Annotated in this window: 30 protein-coding genes; 14 read left to right on the top strand and 16 right to left on the bottom strand. The window is 64.3% G+C overall.

The features are described 5' to 3' along the window. Positions 1–189 precede the first annotated feature (189 nt). Both JQ604_RS23750 and feoB read left to right on the top strand, forming a co-directional pair. The gene (locus JQ604_RS23750) at positions 190–477 is read left to right on the top strand and encodes a FeoA family protein (protein WP_212362626.1); all 288 of its coding nucleotides are present in this window, start codon (positions 190–192) and stop codon (positions 475–477) included. Then, positions 474–2,354 (top strand): ferrous iron transporter B, encoded by a 1,881-nt coding sequence (feoB, locus tag JQ604_RS23745; RefSeq protein WP_212362623.1) that lies wholly within the window; start codon positions 474–476, stop codon positions 2,352–2,354. Before JQ604_RS23750 ends, feoB begins: the two co-directional genes overlap by 4 nt. 36 nt (positions 2,355–2,390) lie before the next feature. Here the strand turns inward: feoB and JQ604_RS23740 are convergent, their stop codons facing one another. The 6 genes from JQ604_RS23740 to JQ604_RS23715 all read right to left on the bottom strand — a co-directional run bounded on the left by JQ604_RS23740 (position 2,391) and on the right by JQ604_RS23715 (position 7,754). Further along, a complete protein-coding gene (locus JQ604_RS23740; RefSeq protein ID WP_212362620.1) occupies positions 2,391–2,852 on the bottom strand; it encodes a PaaI family thioesterase in 462 nt (153 codons plus the stop codon). A gap of 329 nt (positions 2,853–3,181) precedes the next feature. Beyond that, entirely contained in the window at positions 3,182–3,967 is a 786-nt protein-coding gene (locus tag JQ604_RS23735; protein ID WP_212362617.1) for a succinate dehydrogenase iron-sulfur subunit, read from the bottom strand. A 19-nt stretch (positions 3,968–3,986) separates the two neighbouring features. After that, complete coding sequence (gene sdhA / locus JQ604_RS23730) at positions 3,987–5,828, bottom strand: succinate dehydrogenase flavoprotein subunit (protein ID WP_212362614.1); 1,842 nt, start codon at positions 5,826–5,828, stop codon at positions 3,987–3,989. Positions 5,829–5,830: 2 nt separating this feature from the next. Continuing rightward, positions 5,831–6,205 carry a succinate dehydrogenase, hydrophobic membrane anchor protein gene (gene sdhD, locus JQ604_RS23725; RefSeq protein ID WP_212362727.1) on the bottom strand — a complete coding sequence of 125 codons (375 nt, stop codon included), beginning with the start codon at positions 6,203–6,205 and terminating at the stop codon, positions 5,831–5,833. A gap of 14 nt (positions 6,206–6,219) precedes the next feature. After that, a complete protein-coding gene (gene sdhC, locus JQ604_RS23720; protein ID WP_212362612.1) occupies positions 6,220–6,618 on the bottom strand; it encodes a succinate dehydrogenase, cytochrome b556 subunit in 399 nt (132 codons plus the stop codon). Between the two features lie 215 nt (positions 6,619–6,833). Next, a complete protein-coding gene (locus tag JQ604_RS23715) occupies positions 6,834–7,754 on the bottom strand; it encodes a LysR family transcriptional regulator (protein WP_212362609.1) in 921 nt (306 codons plus the stop codon). Positions 7,755–7,859: 105 nt separating this feature from the next. Here JQ604_RS23715 and JQ604_RS23710 point away from each other — a divergent pair, with 105 nt between their 5' ends. Beyond that, positions 7,860–8,720, top strand: a complete 861-nt coding sequence (locus JQ604_RS23710; protein WP_212362606.1) for a sulfite exporter TauE/SafE family protein — start codon at positions 7,860–7,862, stop codon at positions 8,718–8,720. Between the two features lie 181 nt (positions 8,721–8,901). Here the strand turns inward: JQ604_RS23710 and JQ604_RS23705 are convergent, their stop codons facing one another. Continuing rightward, the gene (locus JQ604_RS23705) at positions 8,902–10,428 is read right to left on the bottom strand and encodes a malonate--CoA ligase (RefSeq protein WP_212362603.1); all 1,527 of its coding nucleotides are present in this window, start codon (positions 10,426–10,428) and stop codon (positions 8,902–8,904) included. Between the two features lie 86 nt (positions 10,429–10,514). On the opposite strand from JQ604_RS23705, the gene JQ604_RS23700 reads away from it, so the two are divergent. The 4 genes from JQ604_RS23700 (at position 10,515) to JQ604_RS23685 (ending at position 13,811) form a co-directional block, all read left to right on the top strand. Further along, positions 10,515–11,276 carry an SDR family oxidoreductase gene (locus JQ604_RS23700; protein ID WP_212362600.1) on the top strand — a complete coding sequence of 254 codons (762 nt, stop codon included), beginning with the start codon at positions 10,515–10,517 and terminating at the stop codon, positions 11,274–11,276. A gap of 361 nt (positions 11,277–11,637) precedes the next feature. After that, positions 11,638–12,192: a fasciclin domain-containing protein gene (locus tag JQ604_RS23695; protein WP_212362597.1), complete on the top strand. Its 555-nt coding sequence runs from the start codon at positions 11,638–11,640 to the stop codon at positions 12,190–12,192. A 173-nt stretch (positions 12,193–12,365) separates the two neighbouring features. Next, the gene (locus JQ604_RS23690; protein WP_212362594.1) at positions 12,366–13,013 is read left to right on the top strand and encodes a cytochrome b/b6 domain-containing protein; all 648 of its coding nucleotides are present in this window, start codon (positions 12,366–12,368) and stop codon (positions 13,011–13,013) included. Between the two features lie 12 nt (positions 13,014–13,025). Further along, positions 13,026–13,811 carry a molybdopterin-dependent oxidoreductase gene (locus tag JQ604_RS23685; protein ID WP_212362591.1) on the top strand — a complete coding sequence of 262 codons (786 nt, stop codon included), beginning with the start codon at positions 13,026–13,028 and terminating at the stop codon, positions 13,809–13,811. Here JQ604_RS23685 and JQ604_RS23680 read toward each other — a convergent pair. Continuing rightward, positions 13,808–14,989, bottom strand: a complete 1,182-nt coding sequence (locus JQ604_RS23680) for a YbfB/YjiJ family MFS transporter (protein WP_349631135.1) — start codon at positions 14,987–14,989, stop codon at positions 13,808–13,810. The genes JQ604_RS23685 and JQ604_RS23680 overlap by 4 nt on opposite strands. A gap of 195 nt (positions 14,990–15,184) precedes the next feature. Between JQ604_RS23680 and leuB the strand changes: the two genes are divergently transcribed. Continuing rightward, a complete protein-coding gene (gene leuB, locus JQ604_RS23675; protein ID WP_212362586.1) occupies positions 15,185–16,297 on the top strand; it encodes a 3-isopropylmalate dehydrogenase in 1,113 nt (370 codons plus the stop codon). Positions 16,298–16,468: 171 nt separating this feature from the next. Here leuB and JQ604_RS23670 read toward each other — a convergent pair whose 3' ends face one another. Both JQ604_RS23670 and JQ604_RS23665 read right to left on the bottom strand, forming a co-directional pair. Continuing rightward, a complete protein-coding gene (locus JQ604_RS23670; protein WP_212362584.1) occupies positions 16,469–16,855 on the bottom strand; it encodes a hypothetical protein in 387 nt (128 codons plus the stop codon). A 176-nt stretch (positions 16,856–17,031) separates the two neighbouring features. Further along, on the bottom strand, positions 17,032–17,820 hold the full coding sequence (locus tag JQ604_RS23665) for a hypothetical protein (protein WP_212362582.1): 789 nt from the start codon (positions 17,818–17,820) through the stop codon (positions 17,032–17,034). Between the two features lie 116 nt (positions 17,821–17,936). Between JQ604_RS23665 and JQ604_RS23660 the strand changes: the two genes are divergently transcribed. Continuing rightward, the gene (locus tag JQ604_RS23660) at positions 17,937–18,971 is read left to right on the top strand and encodes an aspartate-semialdehyde dehydrogenase (protein WP_212362580.1); all 1,035 of its coding nucleotides are present in this window, start codon (positions 17,937–17,939) and stop codon (positions 18,969–18,971) included. A 26-nt stretch (positions 18,972–18,997) separates the two neighbouring features. Continuing rightward, positions 18,998–19,549, top strand: coding sequence for a TIGR00645 family protein (locus tag JQ604_RS23655; protein WP_212362577.1), 552 nt, complete (start codon positions 18,998–19,000; stop codon positions 19,547–19,549). 119 nt (positions 19,550–19,668) lie between these two features. Here JQ604_RS23655 and JQ604_RS23650 read toward each other — a convergent pair whose 3' ends face one another. Then, a complete protein-coding gene (locus JQ604_RS23650; protein ID WP_212362574.1) occupies positions 19,669–20,325 on the bottom strand; it encodes a carbonic anhydrase in 657 nt (218 codons plus the stop codon). A 136-nt stretch (positions 20,326–20,461) separates the two neighbouring features. Here JQ604_RS23650 and JQ604_RS23645 point away from each other — a divergent pair, with 136 nt between their 5' ends. Continuing rightward, entirely contained in the window at positions 20,462–21,340 is an 879-nt protein-coding gene (locus JQ604_RS23645; RefSeq protein WP_212362572.1) for an HpcH/HpaI aldolase/citrate lyase family protein, read from the top strand. Here JQ604_RS23645 and JQ604_RS23640 read toward each other — a convergent pair. The 3 genes from JQ604_RS23640 to leuD form a co-directional block, all read right to left on the bottom strand. Then, positions 21,337–21,750 (bottom strand): hypothetical protein, encoded by a 414-nt coding sequence (locus JQ604_RS23640; protein WP_212362569.1) that lies wholly within the window; start codon positions 21,748–21,750, stop codon positions 21,337–21,339. The two genes, JQ604_RS23645 and JQ604_RS23640, sit on opposite strands and share 4 nt — an antisense overlap. A gap of 206 nt (positions 21,751–21,956) precedes the next feature. Further along, complete coding sequence (locus JQ604_RS23635) at positions 21,957–22,742, bottom strand: hypothetical protein (protein WP_212362566.1); 786 nt, start codon at positions 22,740–22,742, stop codon at positions 21,957–21,959. A gap of 69 nt (positions 22,743–22,811) precedes the next feature. After that, positions 22,812–23,417 carry a 3-isopropylmalate dehydratase small subunit gene (leuD, locus tag JQ604_RS23630; RefSeq protein WP_212362563.1) on the bottom strand — a complete coding sequence of 202 codons (606 nt, stop codon included), beginning with the start codon at positions 23,415–23,417 and terminating at the stop codon, positions 22,812–22,814. Between the two features lie 268 nt (positions 23,418–23,685). Here leuD and JQ604_RS23625 point away from each other — a divergent pair, with 268 nt between their 5' ends. After that, entirely contained in the window at positions 23,686–24,483 is a 798-nt protein-coding gene (locus JQ604_RS23625; protein WP_212362725.1) for a helix-turn-helix transcriptional regulator, read from the top strand. A 14-nt stretch (positions 24,484–24,497) separates the two neighbouring features. Here the strand turns inward: JQ604_RS23625 and JQ604_RS23620 are convergent, their stop codons facing one another. Then, on the bottom strand, positions 24,498–24,896 hold the full coding sequence (locus JQ604_RS23620) for a metallopeptidase family protein (protein ID WP_212362560.1): 399 nt from the start codon (positions 24,894–24,896) through the stop codon (positions 24,498–24,500). 116 nt (positions 24,897–25,012) lie between these two features. On the opposite strand from JQ604_RS23620, the gene JQ604_RS23615 reads away from it, so the two are divergent. Next, positions 25,013–25,333 carry a hypothetical protein gene (locus tag JQ604_RS23615; protein WP_212362557.1) on the top strand — a complete coding sequence of 107 codons (321 nt, stop codon included), beginning with the start codon at positions 25,013–25,015 and terminating at the stop codon, positions 25,331–25,333. 19 nt (positions 25,334–25,352) lie between these two features. Here JQ604_RS23615 and JQ604_RS23610 read toward each other — a convergent pair whose 3' ends face one another. After that, positions 25,353–25,553 (bottom strand): hypothetical protein, encoded by a 201-nt coding sequence (locus JQ604_RS23610; protein WP_212362736.1) that lies wholly within the window; start codon positions 25,551–25,553, stop codon positions 25,353–25,355. Between the two features lie 230 nt (positions 25,554–25,783). Here JQ604_RS23610 and JQ604_RS23605 point away from each other — a divergent pair, with 230 nt between their 5' ends. Then, positions 25,784–25,999, top strand: coding sequence for a hypothetical protein (locus JQ604_RS23605; RefSeq protein WP_212362554.1), 216 nt, complete (start codon positions 25,784–25,786; stop codon positions 25,997–25,999). Positions 26,000–26,161: the final 162 nt, after the last annotated feature.

Here is a 26,161-nt window from a genome sequence, read left to right as displayed (position 1 = left end):
GCCTTCCGGGCGAGGGTTGAATCAATTGCAAGTCAATCCCCGGAAGCCCGACAATTGCGCCGCGCCTCCGTTCACGACCGCGTCAACATTTCGGGCTTGTGACCGGGATCATCGGCTGTTTTTAACGGTTCTAAAGGCCGTTACGGGCAAGGGCTTGACCCTATGGTTACCTACTGAAAAACAGGCCCCATGACAGGCGCTCCCACCCACTCCCAAGAGACTGACCGAGACATCCGGCTCGGACACGCGGATCGCGGTTTTGTCGGCAAGATCCTCCGGCTCGATGCGCCCCCGAGCGGCCTGTCGCTGCCGCCGCAGGAGCTCGAGCAGCGGCTGGTCGAGATGGGCTTTGTCGAGGGCGCGCGGGTGGAGATCCTGCACGAGGGGACGATCAAGCGCGATCCGATCGCGGTGCGGGTGGACAACATCACCATTGCGCTCAGGCGGAGCGAAGCCATGGCGGTCGTGGTCGAATGAGTGCTGCTGCATCCCTGCGCCTGGCCCTGGTCGGCGCGCCCAATACCGGCAAGACCTCGCTGTTCAACAGCCTGACCGGCAGCCGGCAGAAGGTCGCCAACTATCCCGGCGTCACCGTCGAGCGCAAATCCGGCGGCTTCGTCACGCCGGAAGGCCGCAGCGTCACCGTGCTGGACCTGCCCGGCACCTATTCCTTGCGCGGCCGCAGCCCGGATGAGGAGATCACGCGGGACATCGTGCTCGGCCGGTTCGAGGGCGAGGCGGTGCCGGATCTCATGCTCTGCGTCGCCGACGCCACCAATCTGCGGCTGACCTTGCGCCTGGTGCTCGAGCTGAAGCGCGTCGGGCGGCCGATGATGCTGGTGCTCAACATGATCGACATCGCCAGGCGCCGCGGCGTCGACATCGATCTCGACAAGCTCTCGGCCGAGCTCGGTCTGCCGATCGTCACCTCGGTTGCCGTCCGCAAGGGCGGCGTCGACGAGCTGCTGCGCCGGACCGACGAATTCCTCGACCGCGGCCACGAGGTAGCGGTCACGAATGAATGGACCGCGCCGACCATTGCCGATCTCAAGGCCGCGCAGCGCGAGGCCGATCGCATCATCGCCGCCGCTGTCACGCTCCCGGCCAAGCCGGACACGCTGACGACGCGGATCGATTCCGTCGTGCTGCATCCAATCGGCGGCCTCGTGATCCTGGCGCTGATCCTGTTCGTGATGTTCCAGGCGGTGTTCAGCTGGGCGCAGCCGGCGATGGAATTCTTGTCCGGCAGCTTTGCCGCGCTCGGGCAGTTGATCCATGACTGGCTGCCGGAAAGCTGGACCCTGCTGCAGAGTTTTCTGCAGAACGGCCTGATCTCGGGCGTCGGCAGCGTGATCGTGTTCCTGCCGCAGATCATCATGATCTTCCTGTTCATCCTGCTCTTGGAAGATTTCGGCTACATGGCGCGCGCCGCGTTCCTGATGGACCGCATCATGGGCGGCGCCGGCCTCCACGGCCGCGCCTTCATCCCGCTGCTGTCGAGCTTCGCCTGCGCGATCCCCGGCATCATGGCGACGCGCGTGATCGACAACCGCCGCGACCGCCTGACCACGATCCTGATCGCGCCCTTGATGACCTGCTCGGCGCGCATTCCCGTCTACACGCTGATCATCTCGGCCTTCGTGCCGGCGGAAACCGTGTGGGGTTTCGTCAATCTGCAAGGCCTGGTGATGTTCGGCCTCTATGCGGCCGGCATCATCAGCGCGCTCAGCGTGTCGGCGATCGCAAAATTCTTCCTGTGGCGCGACCACGCGCCGGCGCCGTTCATGCTGGAATTGCCCGACTACAAGATGCCGCGGCTGAAGAGCATCGCGATCGGCGTGTTCACCCGCGCCAAGATGTTCCTCTATCGCGCCGGCACCACGATCCTGTCGATGATGGTCCTGATCTGGGCGCTCGCCTCATTCCCGCAAGCCCCCGCCGGCGCGGAAGGACCCGCGATCAACTACAGCCTCGCTGCGATGATCGGCAAGGCGCTGGAGCCGCTGCTGGCGCCGATCGGCTTCAACTGGCAGATCGCCGTCGCCCTGATCCCGGGCATGGCGGCGCGCGAGGTCGCGGTTGCAGCGCTGGGCACCGTCTATTCGATCGAGGGCGGCAAGGAAGCCGCCGACCAGATCGGCCAGGTGCTGGCGCAGAAATGGGGCCTTGCGACCGCGCTATCGCTGCTCGTCTGGTACATCTTCGCCCCGCAATGCGCCTCGACGCTCGCGGTGATCCGCCGCGAGACGGGAAGTGCGAAGTGGATGGTGGTGACGTTCGTCTACATGCTCGCGCTGGCGTATGTGGCGAGCTTGCTGACGTACAGCCTGGCGCGGGCGCTGGGGGTGTCGTAGGGCTCCGGCCGGCCGGCGAGAGGCTGGACTTGTTCTTCAGGCCGAGTCCGCGCGCGCAATGACCATGAACGTGGCCGTTGCGCGCGCGCAAAGCTTGCCATTCCGATCCTTCAGTTGGGCCTCGCAGGCAACCAGCCGCCGTCCGACGTGGATCGCGCGGCCCTCGGCCGTCACCGGCGCGCTGTCGGCCCGCATCGCTTTCAAATAGGTGACGTTCAGGTCGATGGTTGAGTAGCCGCAGTCGAGCGGGATCGCCGTGTGCGTCGCCAGTCCCATGGCCGCGTCGAGCATGGTTGCGGCGTAGCCGCCGTGGACCGTCCCAAGCGGATTGTAGAAGTCCTCGTCGGGGAAGCCTTCAAGGACGACCTTTCCGACATCGGCCGACGTGCCCTTGAAGCGCATCGTCTTGCCGATTCCGCGCGGGGAGCCGCCGGCCGCAAAGCTTGCCCTGACCAGATCAAGGCCGGTGCGTTGCGGTGCTTCGGTGGCGGAATCCATTCGGTCCTCCTGACAAGGGTGCGCGGAGGACAATGCGTGACGATTGCATTAAGGTCAATACGATTGACCTGAGGGTAATGTTAGGCAACCGAAGTGCCCGGTGGTGCCGATATCCTCACGGGCGCCCGCCATTTCTACTTTGCATGGGGTTGTTTTCGATATTTCGGTGGGAGCGGGTTGGGACGGTCGCAGTCCGTCTTCGCCGGCGCGACGGCATCGACCGGCGCTTGTCCTGACGGGCGTCAGTCGCGCCTGAAAAGCAAAAGCGCGATGCGATCGGCCGATCGTCATCGCGCTTCCGGAATTTGCTCGAACTTGGCGCGCGCGGCCTAGATCTGCCGCTCCACCATTTTCAGCTTGAGCTCGGCGATCGCTTCCGATGGGTTCAGTCCCTTCGGGCAGGCCTTGGCGCAGTTCATGATGGTGTGGCAGCGGTAGAGGCGGAACGGGTCCTCGAGATTGTCGAGGCGTTCGCCGGTCGCCTCATCGCGGGAGTCCGTGACCCAGCGCGTGGCCTGCAGCAGCGCGGCGGGGCCGAGGAAGCGGTCGCTGTTCCACCAGTAGCTCGGGCACGAGGTCGAGCAGCAGGCGCACAGGATGCATTCGTAGAGGCCGTCGAGCTTCTCGCGGTCCTCGTGGCTCTGCTTCCATTCCTTCTGCGGCGTCGGCGTGGTCGTCTTCAGCCACGGCTCGATCGAGGCGTACTGCGCGTAGAAGTTCGTCAAGTCAGGGACGAGGTCCTTCACCACCGGCTGGTGCGGCAGCGGATTGACCTTCACCGCGCCGCCGTGGGCGACGTCGTGCATCGACTTGGTGCAGGCCAGCGTGTTCTGGCCGTCGATGTTCATGGCGCAGGAGCCGCAGACGCCCTCGCGGCAGGAGCGGCGGAAGGTCAGCGTCGGATCGATGTGGTTCTTGATCCAGATCAGGCCGTCCAGCACCATCGGGCCGCAATCATGGATGTCGACGTGATAGGTGTCGACGCTCGGATTCTTGCCGTCATCCGGATTCCAGCGATAGACCCGGAATTCGCGCGTCTCGGTGGCGCCCGCCGGCTTCGGCCAGGTCTTGCCGCCGGTGATCTTGGAATTCTTGGGAAGCGTGAATTCAGCCATGCTTTAACAGCCTTGGTTCTCAGTAGACCCGCGCCTTCGGCGGGATGTACTGCACGTCATTGGTCATCGTGTAATCGTGCACCGGGCGGTAATCGATCGTGGTCTTGCCGCCCTGATCGATCCACGCCAGCGTGTGCTTCATCCAGTTCTTGTCGTCGCGCTCGGAGAAGTCCTCGCGGGCGTGGGCGCCGCGGCTCTCGGTGCGGTTGGCCGCCGAGTCCATCGTGACGACCGCCTGCACGATCAGATTGTCGAATTCGAGCGTCTCGATCAGGTCGGAATTCCACACCAGCGAGCGGTCGGAGACGCCGACGTCGCCGATGCCGCCATACACCTTGTGGATCAGGTTCTGGCCTTCCTGCAGCAGGTCGCCGGTGCGGAACACCGCGCAATTGTTCTGCATCACATGCTGCATGCCCTCGCGCAGCTTCGCGGTCGGCGTGCCGCCGGCGGCGTGCCGGTAATGGTCGAGGCGGCCGAGCGCGAGGTCCGACGAATCCTTCGGCAGCTCCGGCTGCTTGGCATTCGCGGTCAGCTTCTCGGCGCAGCGCAGCGCAGCCGCGCGGCCGAACACGACGAGGTCGATCAGCGAATTGGAGCCGAGGCGGTTGGCGCCGTGCACGGAGACGCAAGCGGCCTCTCCAATCGCCATCAGGCCCGGCACCACGGAGTTGTCGTCGCCATTGCGCTTGGTCAGCACCTCGGCGTGATAATTCGTGGCGATGCCGCCCATGTTGTAATGCACGGTCGGGACGATCGGGATCGGCTCGCGGGTGACGTCGACATTGGCGAAGATCTTCGCCGACTCGGAGATGCCCGGCAGCCGCTCGTTCAGCACCTTCGGATCGAGATGATCGAGGTGCAGGTAGATGTGGTCCTTCTTCTTGCCGACGCCGCGGCCTTCGCGGATCTCGATGGTCATCGCGCGCGAGACGACGTCGCGCGAAGCGAGATCCTTGGCTGACGGCGCATAGCGCTCCATGAAGCGCTCGCCCTCGGAGTTGACGAGATAGCCGCCTTCGCCGCGGGCGCCCTCGGTGACGAGGCAGCCCGAGCCGTAGATGCCGGTCGGGTGGAACTGGACGAACTCCATGTCCTGCATCGGGAGGCCGGCGCGCAGCACCATGCCGCCGCCGTCGCCGGTGCAGGTGTGCGCCGAGGTGCAGGAGGCGTAGGCGCGGCCGTAGCCGCCGGTGGCCAGGATCGTGGTCTGGGCGCGGAAACGGTGCAGCGTGCCGTCATCGAGCTTGAGCGCGATCACGCCGCGGCAGACGCCCTGGTCGTCCATGATCAGGTCGATGGCGAAGAACTCGATGAAGAACTCGGCCGAGTGGCGCAGCGACTGGCCGTACATCGTGTGCAGCATCGCATGCCCGGTGCGATCGGCAGCGGCGCAGGTGCGCTGCGCCTGGCTCTTGCCGAACTCCACCGTCATGCCGCCGAACGGGCGCTGATAGATCTTGCCGTCCTCGGTGCGCGAGAACGGCACGCCCCAATGCTCGAGCTCGTAGACGGCCTCCGGCGCGTTGCGCACCATGTATTCGATCGCATCCTGGTCGCCGAGCCAGTCCGATCCCTTCACGGTGTCGTACATGTGCCAGCGCCAGTCGTCCTGGTGCATGTTGCCGAGCGAGGCCGAGATGCCGCCCTGCGCCGCCACGGTGTGCGAGCGGGTCGGAAACACCTTGGTGATGCAGGCGGTGCGCAGACCGGCTTCCGAGCAGCCGACCACGGCGCGCAGGCCCGCGCCGCCGGCGCCGACCACGACGACGTCGTAGGTGTGGTCCTCGATCGGATAGGCCTTGCCATTGGTCGCCGGGCCACTTCCGTTGGTGGCCTTGCCGTTACCTTCTCCGGCCATGATCAGACTCCCGAAGACAGTTTAAGGATCGCGTAGATGGATGACAACGCCACCGCGATACAGAAGAAATTATTCGCTATCACGCAAGCGAGCTTGAGCTTCTCGCTGTGCACGTAGTCCTCGACCACGATCTGCATGCCGATCTTCATGTGCCAGGTGCTGGCGATGATGAAGAGCAGCATGATGATTGCGATCGGCAGCGAGCCGAGGGTCTGCGCCGCACCGGCCTGGTTGCTGCGGCCCAGCATCAGGACCACCACCAGCACGGGCACGATCAGCAGCGTCATCGCCACGGCGGTGAGGCGCTGGCGCCAGAAATCCTTGGTGCCGGAATGCGAGGAACCGAGATTGCGGACGCGCGCCAGCGGCGTGCGCATCGAGGACGGGCCGCTCATCGTGGGCCTCCCACCGCGTAGGCAATGATCCATACCAGCACGGTCAGCGAGATGCCCGCGATCGCCGCACCCCAGGTCAGCGCCTCGCGCTCATTGGGCTTGAAGCCATAGCCGAGGTCCCAGAAGAAGTAGCGGATACCGCTGACCAGATGATGCAGCAGCGACCATGTGTAGCCGAACAGGATCAGCTTGCCGATGATGCTGCCGGTGAAGGCCTGCACATAGGCGTAGGCTCCGGGGCCGGAGGCGGTGGCGATCAGCCACCAGGCGACCAGCAGCGTGCCGAAATACATCGCAATTCCGGTCGCGCGGTGGATGATGGACATCGCCATCGTCAGGGTCACGCGATAGGTCTGAAGATGGGGCGAAAGCGGTCGTTCGATCCTGGCGGTCATCGGCGGCTTTGTATGTTGTGTGGCACCGCGGCCGGCCCATCGGGGAACGCGGTAGATAAATTCTATTTACGGAGTCGAATCAGTCCGTGCAACGACCAAATGGCATAGGTTCGAACAGCAGTTCAGTCTTAGAGCCCGATGATGCCCGTTTGATCAGCAGCTTGGTATACCACCGTCAGTTGGCACAGTTTAAGAATCGAATCATGATTCTCTCTTTACAGAGGTGATACCTGCGCCGCGAATGGATCGCGCTCGCGCCATCGCTCGACGAGGTAATCGACGAACGCCCTGATCTTCGGCGAAGCCAGCCGCGACGGCTGGAACATCAGGTGCAGCGGCGTCGGGGCCGACTCAAAATCCGTGAGCAGGCGGACCAGTGAACCGCCAGTCAGATCGGCCTCGACCTGCCAGGACGGCACCCGCACGATGCCGGCGCCCTCCCTGGCGGCCGCCGCGAGCGCGTCGAGGCTATTCATCCAGAGCCGACCGGTCATGCGGATTTTGCGGCCTGCCTTGCTGCCATCGGCGAAGCGCCACTCGGCACTCCCCGGGATATCGGAGAAGACGAGGCAGTCGTGCTGCGCGAGATCATCAGGCGTCTGCGGTACGCCGCGCGCCGCGAGATAGGACGGCGACGCGCAGACGATCATGCGCAAATCCGCCAGCTTGCGCGCGACCAACTGCGAATCCCGCAGGCGCCCGACGCGGATCGCGAGATGGATGTCCTCCTCCACCATGTCGACGGCGCGATCGACCAGCAGCAGATCGACCGACAGCGCGGGATAGCGGCGCAGGAAGTCCGCGAGCAGCGGCGCAATCACGAGCCGTCCCATCAGGCTCGGCGAGCTGACCCGGATCCGCCCTGACGGTTGGTGGCGGTCGTGCGACAGCGCGGCCTCGATCTCCTTCACTTCGCCGAGGATCGATTTGGCGCGCTCATAGAGGATGCGGCCCTCGTCGGTGAGCGCGAGCTGACGCGTCGTGCGCAGCAGCAGGCGGGTGCCGTAGTGCTCTTCAAGCGCGGAGATCTGCCGGCTCACCGAGGTCAGCGAGCTCGGCAATGATCGCGCTGCCGCCGACAGGCTGCCGGTGTCGACCGCCCGGACAAAGGTCGCCATCGCCGCCAACTGGTCCATCGATCCTTCCGCTTTCCGCAAGGGTGCCTGCAAAAGATAGCGGATACTCCCAGATATCAGAAGCAGCTAGATGTTCGGCCGATTGAATGCGGAAGCTCTGAAACCATGATGGCCGGCCTCGATCCCAGGGAACTCGTCGAGCTCGCTTTGCTGCTGATTGCCGTCGGCGCGCTTTCCGGATTCCTCGCCGGCCTGTTCGGCATCGGCGGCGGCGCGATCCTGGTGCCGGTGTTCTACGAATGCTTCCGCCTCGCCGGTGTGCCGCTGGAGGCGCGCATGCCGCTATGCATCGGCACGTCGCTGGCGATCATCATCCCGACCTCACTGAGCTCGTTCCGCGCGCATTACCGGCGCGGCGCGGTCGACATGACCATCCTCAGGCGCTGGTGGCTGCCGATTTTGATTGGCGTCGCCGCCGGCAGCGTCACCGCGCGGTTTGCGCCCGAGCGGCTGTTCAAGGTCGTATTCGCCATGGTGGCGTGGTCGGCGGCCGCGCGGCTGTTGCTGGCGCGCGAGACCTGGAAGCTCGGCGACGATCTGCCGAAGGGTCTTGTGATGCGCCTCTACGGCTTGTTCGTCGGCCTGCTTTCGACCCTGATGGGCATCGGCGGCGGCCTGTTCGCGAATTTGCTGATGACCTTCTACGGCCGGCCGATCCACCAGGCGGTCGCGACATCGTCGGCGCTCGCGGTGCTGATCTCGATCCCCGGCGCGCTTGGCTATGTCTATGCCGGCTGGCCCGCCGCCGCGCGCTTCCCGGATGTCGCCGCGCTGCAATTGCCGTTTGCGCTCGGCTATGTGTCGCTGATCGGCGCGATCCTGGTGATGCCGACCACGCTGGTGACGGCGCCGCTCGGGGTGAAGGTGGCGCACGCGCTGTCGAAGCGCGCGCTGGAAATGGCGTTCGGCGCGTATCTGTTTATCGTTGGCAGCCGGTTTGTGATCAGCCTGCTCAGCGGGCAGTGACCGGAGTTTGTGGCGCGCTCTCTCCAACGTGGTCCTGGACAAGCTCGCGAAGCGAGCGCCGATCCAGGATCCATTACCCCAGGAAGTGGTTTGGCGAAGACTCGCGGTGACCGCGTCGTGCCGCAACTGCTCCCTGGGGTAATGGGTCCTGGCATTCGCCAGGACGACGGCGCAGAGTGAGCTACGCCTTGTAAATATCCTTGTACGTATCCCGCAAAATATTCTTCTGCACCTTGCCCATCGCATTGCGCGGCAGTTCGTCGACGACGAAGACGCGCTTCGGCATCTTGAATTTTGCCAGACGCCCGTCGAGCGCCTTCAGCACGGAGGCTTCGCTGACATCGGCGCCCTTGTTGCAGACCAGCACGGCGGTGACGCCTTCGCCGAAATCGGTGTGCGGCACGCCGATCACGGCAGATTCGACCACGCCCGGCATGGCGTCGATCTCGCTCTCGATCTCCTTCGGGTAGACGTTGAAGCCGCCGGAGATCACGAGGTCCTTGCCGCGGCCGAGGATGTGGACGTAGCCCTTGTCGTCGATCTTGCCGAGGTCGCCGGTGATGAAGAAGCCGTCGGGGCGGAATTCCGCCTTGGTCTTGTCAGGCATCCGCCAATAGCCCTTGAACACGTTCGGGCCCTTCACCTCGATCATGCCGATGGTCTCGGGTGCGAGTTCCGTGCCGGTCTCGGGATCGGTGACGCGCACGGAGACGCCGGGTAGGGGATGGCCGACCGCGCCGGGCACGCGATCGCCGTCATAGGGGTTCGACGTGTTCATGTTGGTCTCGGTCATGCCGTAGCGCTCCAGCACGGCGTGGCCGGTGCGCGCGGACCATTCGCGATGGGTATCGGCGAGCAGCGGCGCAGAGCCCGAGATGAACAGCCGCATGTGTTTGGTCGCATCCTTGGTCAGGCCGGGATTCTGCAGCAGGCGGGTGTAGAAGGTCGGCACGCCCATCATCACGGTCGCGCGGGCCATCAGCTTCAGGATCAGGTCCGGATCGAACTTCGGCAGGAAGATCATCGAGGCGCGCGCGAACAGCGTGACGTTGCTCGCCACGAACAGGCCGTGGGTGTGATAGATCGGCAGCGCGTGGATCAGCACGTCCTTATTCGTGAAGCGCCAGTAGCTGACCAGCGAGTGCGAGTTCGAGGCGAGATTGTCGTGCGACAGCATCGCGCCCTTGGAGCGGCCGGTGGTGCCCGAGGTGTAGAGGATCGCGGCGAGATCGTCGTTGCTGCGCGGGACGGTGGCGAAGTCCGTGTTCGCCTTGTCGGCGGCCTCCGTCAGCGAGCCATTGCCGCTAGCGTCGAGCGTCTCGACCTTGGCATTGACCTTCGCCGCGATCGTCTTGATGCCCTCGAGCTTGGAGGGATCGCAGACCACCAGCGACGGCTCGGCGTCGGTGATGAAGTATTCGAGCTCGTTCAGCGTATAGGCGGTGTTGAGCGGCAGATAGACCGCGCCTGCGCGGACGGTGGCGAGATACAGCACCAGAGCGGAGACCGACTTTTCAGTCTGCGCCGCGACGCGGTCGCCGGTCTTGACGCCGCGCGCGATCAGCACATTCGCCATCTGGCCGGCTCGGGCGATCAGATCGCCATAGGTGATGCGGCTGCCGTCGATCTGCTCGATCGCGAGCCGGTTCGGGTCGTCGATGCCATCGAACAGGCGGGAAAACAGATTGGCGTTGGCGGTCGTGTTCATGCAACATCCCCCGAGGGGCGAAAGGGCCGGAAAACTTTGGCTGCATTAGCAAAAACGCCCCCAAAAAAGCAACGGAGACAGTTTGCATGACAAATCAAGGGAAACGCGTGGCCTGGGTCACCGGCGGCGGCAGCGGTATCGGGGAGTCCGGGGCGGAATTTCTGGCGGCGGACGGCTGGACGGTCGTGATTTCCGGGCGCCGCAAGGAAGAACTCGATCGCGTGGTCGGCAACATCACCGGGAAGGGCGGCAAGGCCGAGGCGATCCAGCTCGACGTCAGCAACAAGAACGACGTCAACAAGGCGGCCGAGGCGATCGTCGCCAGGCACGGCCGCATCGACCTCCTGGTCAACAGCGCCGGGATCAACGTGCCGAAACGCAGCTGGGCCGACATGGAACTGGAAGGCTGGGACAAGCTGGTCGAGGTCAACCTCAACGGCGTGCTCTATTGCATGCGCGCGGTGCTGCCGACGATGCGCAAGCAGAAGGACGGCTGCATCATCAATGTCGCGTCCTGGGCCGGCCGCCATGTCTCGAAAATGCCGGGCCCGGCCTACACCACGACCAAGCACGCCGTGCTGGCGCTGACCCATTCCTTCAACATGGACGAATGCGTCAATGGCCTGCGCGCCTGCTGCCTGTCGCCGGGCGAGGTGGCAACCCCGATCCTGAAGCTGCGGCCGGTGGTGCCGAGCGCGGAGGAACAGGCCAAGATGCTGCAGCCGGAAGATTGCGGCCGCACCATCGCCTTCGTCGCCAGCATGCCGCCGCGAGTCTGCATGAACGAGATACTGATCAGCCCGACGCATAATCGCGGGTTTATTCAGACGCCGCATAGCAGGGACTGAGACGCTTCTCATCCTCCATCGTCGTCCTGGACAAGCGCAGCGAAGCGGAGCGCCGATCCAGGATCCATTACCCCAGGGAGTAGTTTTGCGAAGACGCGAGGTTGCCAGCGTCGCGCCGCAACTTCTCCTTGGGGCAATGGGTCCTGGCTTTCGCCAGGACGACGGCGGAGAGCAATCACGCCCCTCACGATCACACCCGCCATTAGTTTCACGCATCACGATAAATTATCCGGCGAAACCTGCCGAAAAACCTCCCGTAGTTCGGCCCAACGACGGCGCAGATCACCAACCACTCAGCGCCGTTGTTGGCCCCTCATCGCCGGCGGGCTCCGCCGGTCACGTCATCAACGGGAGACGATCCATGTCGAAGCGTATTGCCTATCTCGCCGCCGCCGCCTTGAGCGCGCTCGCGATCACCGCAACTGTCACAGCGCCTGTCCGCGCCGAGGAGAAGACCGTGATGGTCGGGGGTGCGGCGATGTTCCCGTCAAAGAACATCGTCCAGAACGCCGTCAATTCGAAGGACCACACCACCCTCGTCGCCGCAGTGAAGGCCGCCGGCCTCGTGCCCACGCTGGAAGGCAAGGGCCCGTTCACGGTGTTCGCGCCGACCAACACCGCGTTCGGCAAGCTGCCGGCCGGAACCGTCGACAATCTGGTCAAGCCCGAGAACAAGGCGACCCTGACGAAGATCCTCACCTACCATGTGGTACCCGGCAAGCTCGAAGCCTCCGACCTCACCGACGGCAAGAAGCTGAAGACCGCCGAGGGCGAGGAACTCACCGTCAAGAAGCAGGACGGCAAGACCTGGATCGTCGACGCCAAGGGCGGCACCTCGATGGTGACGATCAGCAACGTCAACCAGTCGAACGGCGTGATCCATGTGGTCGACACCGTGCTGATGCCTGCGACGTAACACCGCGCGCCCCTGTTTCATCCCCAACAGGTCTTGTGAAACCGCGAGCCGGGGATCTTCCCGGCTCGCATTTTTGTGACCGCTCTGAGCGGTCCGTAGTAGCCTCGGATGAAGTAACGGATCAGCAGTTCCCGGCGTATAGACCGGTAACGACGTCAGATCAGAGACCCGCCATGTCGAGCATAGCCGTGAGCGACCAACACGCAGATGCCAAAACCAGTGCCAGCAAGACGCCTGCCAAGGTGATTCAGCCAGCCTGGGTGCGCGCGCTGCACTGGACCAATGCGGTGGCCATGATCGTGATGATCATGTCGGGCTGGCAGATCTACAACGCCTCGCCGCTGTTCGATTTCACCTTCTCCAAGAGCATCACGCTCGGCGGCTGGCTCGGCGGCGCGCTGCTGTGGCACTTCGCGGCGATGTGGCTGTTGATGGTCAACGGCCTGATCTACCTGATCCTCGGCTTCGTCTCCGGCCGCTTCCGCCGGAAGCTGCTGCCGATTACGCCAGCTGGCGTGATCTCGGACACCAAGGCGGCGCTGAGCTTCAAGCTGTCGCACGACGATCTCACGAAATACAATTCGGTGCAGAAGTTGCTCTATGCCGGCATCATCCTCGTCGGCATCGTCATCGTGCTGTCGGGCCTTGCGATCTGGAAGCCGGTGCAGCTGCAATATTTGACCGCGCTGTTCGGCGGCTATGACATCGCCCGCTACGTCCACTTCATCTGCATGGCGCTGATCGTTGCCTTCCTGGTGATCCATGTCGTGCTCGCACTGCTGGTGCCGAAGAGCCTGCGCGCGATGATCATCGGGCGCTGAGAGGAGAGAGCTATGGGCCGCCTTCGCAAGCTGCTGATCCCCGGCGTCGACAAGAAGCTGCTCGTCCGCGATGCCGTGAAGACGATGCCGGACCTGACGCGCCGGCGCTTCATCACCTCGGGCGCGAGCCTGGGCGCGCTGACCTTGCTGACCGGCTGCGACGTCGTCGATAGCTCGTCGGCCGAGGAGATGCTGAAGACGGTGTCGAAGTTCAACGACGCGGTGCAGGCCTGGATGTTCAATCCGGATGCTCTGGCGCCGACTTATCCCGAGAGCATGGTCAAGAAGCCGTTCCCGTTCAACGCCTACTATGATTTCGACGACGCGCCCGAGATCGACGGCAAGGACTGGAAGCTCGAGGTACGCGGCCTGGTCGAGAACAAGAAATCCTGGACGCTCGATGAGCTCTATCAGTTGCCGCAGGTCAAGCAGGTGACGCGCCACATCTGCGTCGAAGGCTGGAGTGCGATTGGCAGCTGGACCGGTACGCCGCTGCGTGATTTCCTGAAACTGGTCGGCGCCGACACCCGCGCCAAATACGTCTGGTTCCAGTGCGCCGACAAGGAAGGCTATAACTCGCCGCTCGACATGCGCTCCGCTCTGCATCCGCAGACCCAGATGTCGTTCAAGTTTGCGGACGAGATCCTGCCGCGCGCCTACGGCTTTCCGATGAAGATCCGCGTGCCGACAAAGCTCGGCTTCAAGAACCCGAAATACGTGCTCTCGATGGAAGTCACCAACGACTACAAGGGCGGCTTCTGGGAAGACCAGGGGTATAATTCGTTCAGCGGGAGCTAGGGCCCGACCTTACGCTGAAACGTCGACAGCACCGCGCCCAGCGCCAGCATCGCGGCCGAGACATTCAGCGCGAACGAGAGACTGCCGACGGTATCGGTGATGGCGCCGACCACGATCGGGCCGAGGATCTGGCCGATGCCGAAGGCGATGGTCATGGCGGCGATCGCGGTCGGCCAGGCTTGCGGCGGGTAGTTGAGACGGACGAAGGCGGTGGTCGAGCCGACCACCGCAAAGAACGCGACGCCGAACACCAGCGCGGAAATGCCGAGCAGCAGCGGCGAATGGCCGAAGATCGGCAAGGCCGCGCCGAGCGCGTTGACGCCGAGGATGATCGTCGTCGCAAGCCCGCCGCGATCGAGCGCCAGCACGCGCCGCCACACCCAGGGCGTGACGAAGGCGCTGATGCCGATCAGGCTCCAGAACGCGCTCTGCGCCAGCGCGCCACCGCCGCCGTCGCGGACATAGGCGATCATGAAGGTCATGTAGGCGATGTAGCCGGCGCCGAACAGGAAGTAGGCGGCGAGGTAAATCAGGACCGGCATCACAGCAAATTTTGTCCGCACGATGCTGCCGGCGGCGGCGTCGGTATGGAACGGAGCGAACCACAGCGGCACGGTCATGACGACCGCGAGCAAGGTCATCGCCCACCACACGATCCACCATGAGCCTGCACCAAAGCCCTGCAGCACGAAGGGCGCGATCATGCCCGACAGCATGATGCCGACGCCGGGTCCGGCATAGAACAGGCTGAGCAGGAAATTGGCGCGCTCCGGCCGCGACTGCGCGATCGTCGCCGCCAGCGCGCCGCCGCCGACAAATCCGATCGCGGCGGCGAAACCGATCAGCAGCCGTCCAAAACTCAGCACGGTGAAATTGCCTGAGATCGCCGACAGCGCCAGCGCGACGACGCAGGCGAGCGTCGACCAGCGTACCGACGGCCCAAGCCCGAAACGCTGGATCACGCGCGAGGCGACCAGCGCGCCGAAGAGATAACCGGCCGCATTGATCGTGTTCATGAAGCCGGCCGCCGAATAGGACCACGCCAGCGTGTCGCGCATGTCGGGCAGCACCAGCGCATAGGCAAAGCGGCCGATGCCGAGGCCGACGCTCGGGCCCAGCGACAGGATCAGGATCAGCCGTGCGGGATGCACGTAAGGCGCGGCGGCAGGGGATCTCACTGAAAACTCCGGCAATGCCGGCATTGTGGCAGGCCGGTGCGGCGCTGCCCAGCGGGCGGGCAGCAATGGTGTCTTGCGAAAATCATGCGATCGGCACCGGGCAGGGGCGATCCGGGGCGCCTTGCCAATCCGCCTCCGGCGTTTTAGCACTCCCGCCAAATGATGGCGGGCATGCCCGATTGAGCGAGGACGACCATGGCGACCCATAAACTGCTGCTTCTCCCCGGCGACGGCATCGGCCCCGAAGTGATGGGCGAGGTGCAGCGCCTGATCGACTGGCTGAATGCGCAGGGGATCGCCAAATTCGAGACCGAGACCGGTCTGGTCGGCGGCTCCGCCTATGACGCCCACAAGGTGTCGATCTCCGAAGGCGACATGGCCAAGGCGACCGCGGCCGACGCCATCATCTTCGGTGCGGTCGGCGGTCCGAAGTGGGACGCCGTGCCCTATGAGGTGCGGCCCGAGGCCGGCCTGCTGCGGCTGCGCAAGGATCTCGGCCTGTTCGCCAACTTGCGTCCGGCGGTGTGCTATCCGGCGCTGGCGGAAGCCTCGAGCCTGAAGCGCGATGCGGTCGAAGGCCTCGACATCATGATCGTGCGCGAGCTGACCGGCGGCGTCTATTTCGGCGAGCCCAAGACCATCACCGATCTCGGCAACGGCCAGAAGCGCGCCATCGACACCCAGGTCTACGACACCTACGAGATCGAGCGCATCGGCCGCGTCGCTTTCGACCTTGCGAAGAAGCGCAAGAACAAGGTGACGTCGATGGAGAAGCGCAACGTCATGAAGTCGGGCGTGCTCTGGAACGAGGTCATGACTCAGGTCCACAAGCGCGAATATCCCGACGTCACGCTCGAGCATCAGCTCGCCGATTCCGGCGGCATGATGCTGGTGAAATGGCCGAAGCAGTTCGACGTCATCGTCACCGACAATCTGTTCGGCGACATGCTGTCCGACATCGCGGCGATGCTGACGGGATCGCTCGGCATGCTGCCGTCGGCCTCGCTCGGCGAAGTCGATGCCAAGACCAGGAAGCGCCGCTCGCTGTTCGAGCCGGTGCACGGCTCGGCGCCCGACATTGCCGGCCAAGGCCTCGCCAATCCGATCGCGATGATCTCGTCGTTCGGCATGGCACTGCGCTATTCCTTCGACATGGGCGCGCTTGCCGACAAGGTCGACGCCGCAATCGCCGCCGTGCTGGCCAGTGGCCTGCGCACCGCCGACATCAAGTCGGAAGGCACCACGGCCGCCAGCACCCAGCAGATGGGCGAGGCGATCCTGAAGGAGCTGCAGAAGCTGCACGCCTAAGCGCGCCGGATTCGTGGGGTGGGCAAAGCGCAAGCGTGCCCACCATCACGAGCACGCCGAGAATGGTGGGCACGGCGCAAGAGCGCCTTTGCCCACCCTACGGCACCATCCGAAATGAAAAATGGCCGGGTTTGCCCCGGCCATTTTCATGTCAGCTGATCGCTGAAATTTTCAGTACAGCGGAATCCGCGTCGGATAGCCGCCGAGATCGTAGGGCGGGCTGAGCGGCTGGCGATCGATCGGGCGGTTGAGGTTCTCGCGCGCGAAGGAGGGATAGCCGACGGCCGGCGGGAAGGCGTAGTCGCTGAACTTGCGGTCGCCCGGCAGCACCTCGGTGCCGGCATCGAGCCAGGAGCGCGTGGTCACGTAGACGCGGGTGCGCGGACCCTGCTGATAGACCCGGTTCGGACCCTGCGGCCCATAGTAGCGGCGGCCGTCGCGATCATACTTCTGGCCCTGCTGCGCATTGGCCGCGCTCGCGCCAAGGGTCACCGCGACGACGGCAGCCGAAGCAAGCAAAACCACGAGCTTGTTCGCGGCGGGAAATTTCACGGTCATCGCATCCTCGTCAGTCACGGCCCGGCAAAGGGCTGGCACATCGCCAAATCGATTGGAACGTATTCTAGCCGCCGTATATGGGGCGTCACTAGGTCAATTGCGCCACACCGCGGGAGATAATGCCGCGGCAGGCGCGAAAGTTTCATGAAAACCAGTGCCTTGCCACGGTCTCGCCATCAAAGGGCGCCGCGCAACCTCGGGTTCTCGCTGCCCATCACCCAGTCGGCCGACAGCGCGGGTGTGCCTGCGCAATCCGTGCGCTTGAGCTCGGCGTGGGCAAACAGCTCGGCGAGCTTTCCGTCGTTGCCGGCGGCGAGCAGGGTCAGGCGGTTCAGCATGCAGCCGATCGCGGCGCGCTGGGCCGGGACGGTGGCGCCCTGGCAGGTCCACCCCGAGAGCCGGACATTGGGCTCCCTGACCTGCTTGAGGAAGCCCAGGCAGGTCCGCCCCGCGCTCCCTCCCACGGGCCGCAGCAGGGCGACGCCACCGAACTTGCTGTCGATGATCCCGGCGGCCTCAAGCTCGCGGCGCCCGCTCAGCTCCATCCGGCCGGCGAGGTCGAGGGTCGCGGGAGCGGCCAGCTCAGAGCCGAACCGGTAGATTTCGAGCTCGGCGGTCGGCTTCTTGTCGGCGTCGGCCCAGCGGAAGACGTCCTTGCGACCCCCTTGGGGGTGCCGGAAGATCTCGTAAGTGTCTGTTTTATCGCGTGGATCGAGCTGGCTGACGACAAAGGCGGGCGCCGAGCGGGTGGCCAGGTTCCAGGTCTGCTCGGCCGGCTCCTCCGCCGTTGCGTCGGGCAGCTGCTGCCAGAGATACAGGCCACCGATCGCCATCAGCGCCAGCGTCATCACATAGGCCAGCAGACGGGCGGCCGTGCCGCAGACCTCGTCGAAAGCACTGGTCAGCAGCGGATGGATTTTCGGCCTATAATGTGCAGCGGCCGGGTCGGCCTCGGCGGGACGCATCAAAAAACTCAAACAAGACGCTAACGTTGTGTTGATGACGTTTCTCGCATAGAAGCGCTGCCGCCTCCCTTTCCGCTGGATGCGGTGGGCGGGCATTTTTCTTCGGAGAGTGAACGATGGGTTACAAAGTCGCAGTGGTCGGCGCGACCGGCAATGTCGGGCGGGAGATGCTCAACATCCTGGACGAGCGCAAATTCCCCGCTGACGAGGTTGTCGCGCTGGCGTCACGCCGCAGCGTCGGCGTCGAGGTCTCCTATGGCGACCGGACCCTGAAGTGCAAGGCGCTGGAGCATTACGATTTCGCCGATATCGACATCTGCCTGATGTCGGCCGGCGGCTCGGTGTCGAAGGAATGGTCGCCGAAGATCGGTGCCGCCGGTGCTGTCGTGATCGACAATTCCTCGGCCTGGCGCATGGACGCCGACGTGCCGCTGATCGTGCCGGAAGTGAATGCGGATGCGACCGCCGGCTTCACCAAGAAGAACATCATCGCCAACCCGAACTGCTCGACCGCGCAGCTCGTCGTCGCGCTGAAGCCGCTGCACGATGCGGCCACCATCAAGCGCGTCGTGGTCTCGACCTATCAATCGGTGTCGGGCGCCGGCAAGGATGCGATGGACGAGCTGTTCTCGCAGACCAAGGCCGTCTACACCAATGACGAGCTGGTCGCGAAGAAATTCCCCAAGCGCATCGCCTTCAACGTCATCCCCCACATCGACGTCTTCATGGAAGACGGCTTCACCAAGGAAGAGTGGAAGATGATGGCGGAGACCAAGAAGATCCTTGATCCCAAGATCAAGCTCACCGCCACCTGCGTGCGCGTGCCCGTCTTCGTCGGCCACTCCGAAGCCGTCAACATCGAGTTCGAGAAGCCGATCAGCGCCGATGAGGCCCGCGAGATCCTGCGCAAGGCGCCCGGCTGCCTCGTGATCGACAAGCAGGAGCCCGGCGGGTACGCCACGCCGTATGAAGCGGCCGGCGAGGACGCGACCTATATCAGCCGTATCCGCGAGGATGCGACGGTGGAGAACGGTCTCGCGCTGTGGTGCGTGTCGGACAACCTGCGCAAGGGCGCGGCGCTGAACGCGATCCAGATCGCCGAGGTGCTGATCAACCGCAAGCTGATCAGCGCCAAGCAGAAGGCGGCGTAAGCAGCGAACGCTCGGGAGCCGGCAGCATGTCCGATCAACCGGCTCCTTCCGCATCGAGACCCGTGTCGGTGCGCATCACCCGCGGCTTCGAATATGTGCTGTTCAACAGCCGCTGGATCATGGCGCCGTTCTATGTCGGCCTGGTGGTCGCGCTGGCGGTGCTGTTCCTCAAATTCCTGCGCATGCTCTGGGAGTTCATCCTGCATGCGCCCGACTACAAGTCGACCGACGTCATCCTCGAAGCGCTGTCGCTGATCGACGTCACGCTGGTCGCCAATCTGATCCTGATCGTGGTGTTCTCGGGCTACGAGAATTTCGTCTCGCGCATCGACACCTCGGGCAATCCGAACTGGCCGATCTGGATCACCAAGATCGATTTTGCGGGTCTGAAGCAGAAGCTCTTGGCCTCGATCGTCGCGATCTCGGCCATTCATGTGCTGGAAGCGTTCCTGAACATCGATGCGTCGTTCGATGCGACCAAGATGACCTGGCTGGTCGCCGTGCATCTGGTGTTCGTGGTGTCGGCCCTGCTGCTTGCGATCTCGGATCGCTGGGGCGGCAGCTATCACGGCGAGTAGGATTTGCAGGAATTGTAGGGTGGGCAAAGCGCAGCGTGCCCACCATCGCGAGCACGCTGTAGATGGTGGGCACGGCGCTACACGCCTTTGCCCACCCTACGCAGCTACGAAACTGTCGTCTACTCGGCCGCCTTCAGCACGTCCCGCGCGCTCAAAAATTCCTTCGCCACCTTGTCGAGCACGAACAGCGAGCCCTCGGCGACGCCGAAATAGGCGCCGTGGAGCTGCATCTGGCCGGTTTCGACCGCCTTCCGCACGAAGGGGAAGGTCATCAAATTCTCCAGCGAACGGAACACCGCGGCCTTTTCGATTCTCGTGACGAAGTCCTGCATCGTCTCGTGCTCGCGCTGCTCCACCACCTCGCCTGGCTTGATGAACATCTGCATCCATTTGCCGATGAAGTCGCCGGGGGTGAGCGGCTGGATCTTGTCGATGAAGGCGCGGATGCCGCCGCACTGGGCGTGGCCGAGCACCACGATGTTCTTCACCTTCAGCACGGTGACCGCATACTCCAGCGCGGCCGAGACGCCATGCGCGTTGGAATCGGGCTGATACACCGGCACCAGATTGGCTATGTTGCGGACCACGAACAATTCGCCCGGGCCGGCGTCAAAGATCACCTCCGGCGAGACGCGGGAGTCGCAGCAGCCGATCACCATGGTTTCCGGCGCCTGGCCGCGCTCGGACAATTCGCGGTAGCGCGATTGTTCCGTCGGCAGGCGCTGGGTGGTGAAGGTGCGGTAGCCGTCGAGCAGCGCTTTCGGGAATGTCATCATGGCCCTTGCCTAACCATATGCCGATGACCGGAACAAGGCTTTCGGAGCGTCGGCCGAGGTGCTAGGGGCTGAGTTTGGAATGCGGCACCTGCCGCCTGCCCAAACAATAGACGTTTGTTCTCTCGAGGAGATGCCCATGACCCGTCCGCGCCGCAGCCTGCTGTTCATGCCCGGGTCTAACGCGCGAGCGCTGGAAAAGGCCAGGACGCTCGCCGCCGACGGCATCATCCTCGACCTTGAGGATTCCGTGGCGCCCGACGCCAAGGCGGTGGCGCGCGATCAGATCGCCCAGGCGGTGGCGGCGAAGGGCTTTGGCAAGCGCGAGGTGCTGATCCGCATCAACGCGCTGGATACGCCCTGGTGGATCGACGACATCGGCATGGCGGGCAAGGCCCAGCCCGACGGCATCCTGGTTCCCAAGATCTCGACGGTAGCCGACCTCAACGCGGTCGCCGACCGCCTCAACGACATCAACGCCAACACCTCGATCCGGGTCTGGGCGATGATCGAGACCGCGCGCGCGGTGCTCGATGCCGAGAAGCTCGCGGCGGCCGCGAAGGATTCCGAGACGCGGCTCGCCGGCTTCGTGTTCGGCCCGAACGACATCTCGCGGGAGACGCGGATCAAGATGCAGCCGGGCCGCGCGGCGATGATCCCGATGATCACGCATTGCGTCCTGGCGACGCGCGCGCACGGGCTGGAGATCCTCGACGGGCCCTACAGCGACATCGGCAATATCGACGGCTTTGCCGCCGAATGCGCGCAAGGCCGCGATCTCGGCTTCGACGGCAAGACGCTGATCCATCCGAGCCACATCGAGGCCTGCAACGCGATCTTCACGCCGCCCGAGGCCGAGGTCGCCGAGGCCCGCAAGATCATCGCCGCTTTCGAAAAGCCGGAGAACGCCTCGCGCGGCGCCATCCAGCTCGACGGCCGCATGGTGGAACGCCTGCACGCCGACATGGCGAAGCGGACGATCGCGATCGCCGATGCGATCGCGGCGATGGGGCATTAACGCCCGGCGGACTCGCCCAACCCGTCGATGGTCGGCGCATTGTTGCAGTAGCGGCGATAGCGCGCGGGAGAGGTGCCGGCGGCGAGATCGTCGTCGCACCGGTCCTTGTGGCTGCACAGCGAGCAAACGCGCTCCATGTCGCGCAGGACCAGCGGCTCGGTGCGCGCCAGCTTGTCCTGATCGATGCCGAGCGCCTCGAGCAGCTTCGGCAACTCGTCGGCGCTGTGCGATCCACGGCGTACGAGATCGTTGAGATCGGCGGGGCTGACTCGCAGATCATTTGCGATCTGGTTGAAGCTCGCATCGTCCAGCTGGCGCATCTCGCCGAGATCGCGCCGATGCTTCAGCCAATCGCCGAAGAGATCGATCCAGTATCCGACGATGGGATACGGCCTGGTTTCGGTGGACATGTTGAGCTCCTTTCGTCATCGGAGCCAATTGAACAGACTTGCAGGAAATTGCCTTGCGCTGGATCAAAAACGAATGCCGCGTCCCGGACGCGGTGCGGCGCGAAGTGCCGCTCCGCAGAGCCGGGACCCATCGCGCCGCATCGCTGGGCCCCGGCTCAGCAGCGCATCACTGACGTGCTGCGCTGCGTTCGGGGCACGAGAGCGTGCTATGCAAATCGCTCCGCGGCCCAGGCATAGAGGCTGCCCGGAATCGGCGTCTCCTTGCCGCGTCCCTTCGGCGAGATGTGCAGGCCGATGATGTCGGGGTCGTTCAGGTACTTTGAGACATCCGACGGTTCGAAGAACAGTTTTGGTTCCGCATGCACGGCGTAGAACGACTGCTTCGGCAGCGCGTGCTGCAGCTCGTTCTCACGTTGCGCCAGCGCAGTCAGCGCGGCCGGGCCGTAGATCGCAACGCGGATGTCGGAGAGGCGGTTCGAGCCGCCACGCAGCCGGCGCAACGCAAACGTCAGGCGATGGCGCAGCGCGAGCCAGTTCGGCGTCAGCTCGTCCTGCTCCATCAGATCCTCGAACGCGCGCACGATCGGATCATCTGATGGCAGATAGAGCACGGAGTTGCCGAGCTGGCGCGGCCGCTCCCAGGCGAAATAGGGTTTTGCGGGATCGAGCTCGACCGGCCTCAAGAGCAGCACGTCGGCGTCGAGCCAGAGTCCGGCAGACTGCGCCATCAGCTTCATGCGGAAGAAGTCGCTGAACTGCAGCGTGGTCCAGTCGCGCCAGCTGCCGTCGGGCTGCGGTGGCCGCAGTTTTTCCGCGAAAGTATGCGGCAGCACGGCCTCGGCTTCGGCATTGCCGACGCCATCGGGCAGGCCCGGAATCGGATCGAAGCTGAAGAGCGTGACCTTGTGCCCGGCCGCGATCTGCGAGCGCAGGCAGGTCAGCCGCAAGTCATCGAGCGGTCCATGCCAGAACGTGACGACGTCAGGCCGCATCCGCCTTCCTCACAAAAAAGAGCCCCGATCTTGTCGGGGCTCTCGTAACACAATCGCCAATCTAGAGCATCACGCCCAGGCGCGCTCGCGCTTGAGCTTTTCCTCGTAGGTGTCGATCGAACTCTTCTTCTCCATCGTCAGGCCGATGTCGTCGAGGCCGTTGATCAGGCAGTGCTTGCGGAACGGGTCGATCTCGAACTTGACCTTGCCGCCATCAGGACCGCGGATCTCCTGGTTCGGGAGGTCGATGGTCAGCGTCGCGTTGGCGCCGCGCTCGGCGTCGTCAAAGAGCTTGTCGAGGTCTTCCTGCGACACGCGGATCGGCAGGATGCCGTTCTTGAAGCAGTTGTTGTAGAAGATGTCGCCGAACGAGGTCGAGATCACGCAGCGGATGCCGAAGTCGAGCAGCGCCCAGGGGGCATGCTCGCGGCTCGAACCGCAGCCGAAATTGTCGCCGGCGACCAGCACCTTCGATTGGCGATAGGCGGGCTGGTTGAGCACGAAATCCGGGTTCTCGCTGCCGTCATCCTTGTAGCGCTGCTCGGAGAAAAGCCCCTTGCCAAGGCCGGTGCGCTTGATGGTCTTGAGGTACTGCTTCGGAATGATCATGTCGGTGTCGACATTGATGATCTTCAGCGGCGCCGCGACGCCTTCCAGCGTGGTGAACTTGTCCATTTCAGGCTTTCCCGGTTCGAAGTCAGGGGAGGGCTGTTTAGCCCGGTTGACACGCAAATCCTAGGTCGGATTCGGCGGACCCAGGGGTGGTTCGTGCGACAAGGAAAATCTTCTGCCGGGCGATGAAAGCCGCATGCTCCGGTTCGATCCCAGCGAATTGCCTGCCCACGTCCGTCCGTCCTTTGCGCAGCGACGACGTCAGGACAAAGAGCTACCATGTCCTGGGTACCAGTTTAAGAATACAGTTTATACTGGTATAAATACCACCATGAAAGCACCTAGCCCGATCGCTCCGGCTCTCTCGCTTAGCGCGTTCCTGCGGGCGCTCCGGGAACGCCAGTCTCCTGCCGAATTCGGCCTCGCCGGCGGACTGAGGCGGCGCACGCCCGGCCTCCGGCGCGAGGAGGTCGCTCAGCTCTGCGGACTGAGCGTGACCTGGTACACGTGGATCGAGCAGGGGCGCGATGTGTCCGTCTCCGCTCCAACGCTTGCGCGCCTCGCACGCGGATTGCGTCTGTCACGCGCCGAGCGCGGCTATCTGTTCGAAGTTGCGGGCAAGCGCGATCCCGAACGGCCGGGCAACAGGGATGAGCCACCTGAGGAGGTGCTGGCCTGCGTCGATGCGATCGATGGACCCGCCTACATCCTCGATCGCACCTGGGGCGCGCGTCGCTGGAATGCGAAAGCGTCGCGGCTGTTTGCCGGATGGCTCGATGCGGACGGCGAAAAAAATCTGCTGCGCTACATCTTCCTCAGGCCTGAGGCGCGAACCCTGATCCTTGACTGGACCTCCCGTGCGCGTCGCGTCGTCGCAGAGTTTCGCGCAGCGGTGACGGCCTACTCCGACGATCCGGATATTCGCCGGCTGGTCGAGGAATTGAGAATTGGAAGCCCCGACTTCGCGCGGTGCTGGGAGACACAGGGCGTTCTGGCACGCGAAGGGGGCGAGCGCGCGTTCAATCATCCGGCGATGGGAGTGCTGCACTTCCAGCAGGTGTCGCTGTCGCTCGCGGGCTGGCCCGACTATCGACTGACGATGCTGCTCTCTGCTCAAACAAAGACCTAAAGCGCGATGATGCCTTACTTGGCCTGGGCCTCAATGGCCTCCATATCGGCGTCCGACAGCCCGAAATGGTGGCCGATTTCATGGATCAGGACGTGCCGGACGATATGGCCGAGGGTCTCCTCATGCTCGGCCCAGTAATCCAGGATCGGCCGCCGGTACAGCCAGACCATGTTGGGCAGGCGGGCGATGTCGCCATGGCTCTGCTGCGGCAGGCCGACGCCCTGGAACAGGCCGAGCAGGTCGAACTCGCTTTCGGCCTGCATCTCGTCCAGCACCTCCTCGGTCGGGAAGTCGTCGACCCGGATGATTAGCCCCTCGCAGAGGCTGCGGAACGTCTTGGGCAGGCGCTCGAACATCTCGTGCGCCATGGCTTCCATCTCGTCGAGCGAGGGGGCTTTGGCTGTGGTCCACATGCCACGCATTTAGCGCGAGTTCTGGGGAACGCGCCAGCGCGGTTGACCTCGACGGCGCAATGGGGGACCGTGCCGGCGATTTGAAGTCTCCGATTTGACGTCTTGGGTGGGCGCACATGAAGCGGATTGTGACGGCGGCGCTGTTGGCGACATCGGTCGGTCTCCTGGTTGCACCTGATCAGGTGCAGGCGCAGACGGCGGCGCCAGGCATGCGCATGGCCCAGGCCGATGTCGTCGTGGTCCGCCGCAAGCCGAAGCGCGTGCCGATCTACCGGTCGACCCCCTATCCGCAGGACCATTGGGATCCGGACGTCATTCCGCGCTACAATCCCGGCCCGAACGCCGTGCGCGACTGCACCGCGACCTATGTGCAGGAATATCGTCCGAGCGGCACCGTGATCACGCCGCGGATGAACTGCTACTGGCGGCCCGGCTAGCGCCGGCGTAGCGCACCGATCAAGCCGGCGCGATCACGATCGCCGACGTTCCATAGACCAGGACTGCCATCGTCACTTGTGTGAGATGGCTCGCCGTTCCCATGCCGGCGCCGGGACCTTGCGAGGCGAGGGCCGCATCGGCCCACATGACGACAGGCCATGTCGACGCGGCCGTGCGGGCAGTCCGCATCAATCGATCACGCATCTGCGATGGCGTCATGACGATCTCCTGCGAGCAAAGACACCTTACAACATACGACGATAGTCTACGCGCGGTTTCGCGCGTGACGCAGGAACGCGATCACGCGCGCAGCATTCATCAACGTGGCGCAGCCATTCACATCAGGTTCACGTCATCCGCATTCTGCTGACGATCTGCGTCGCGGCGACGCGCGTCGATTCGACGGCGTCGTTACAGGACGTGACATCCGAGCAAGCAAGGAGACGACGATGAAGGTGAGGAACGTTCTGGGACTTGCGGCGGTCGGCGCCGCGCTGGTTTTGGCCGCGCCGGCCGAGCGCGCGCAGGCGATGTCGCTGGCAAGTCCCGGTGCTGCAGCTGCGGTGCAGGACAACGTCAAGCCGGCGACCACGGAGGTGCGCTGGTGGCGTCACCGGCATCGTCACTGGCGCTGGCATCATCGTCGTCACTGGCGCCGCTGGTAATTGGCAGCGCGGCGTTTCAGCGCAGAAACAACACAGGCCCGTGAGATGCGGGCCTGTCGGCGTTTGCAGCCATGAAAGCGGCAGATTGGGCGCGCGTGATCCTAGAGCATGATCCGGAAAAGTGTGAAGCGGTTTTCCTCGCGACAAACGCCGAAGGCGTTT

This window comes from Bradyrhizobium jicamae (assembly GCF_018130695.1).
GTDB classification, from domain to species: domain Bacteria; phylum Pseudomonadota; class Alphaproteobacteria; order Rhizobiales; family Xanthobacteraceae; genus Bradyrhizobium; species Bradyrhizobium jicamae_B.
The sequence above is the reverse complement of the archived record's forward strand: the minus strand, read 5'-3'. Positions and strand labels throughout refer to the sequence as shown.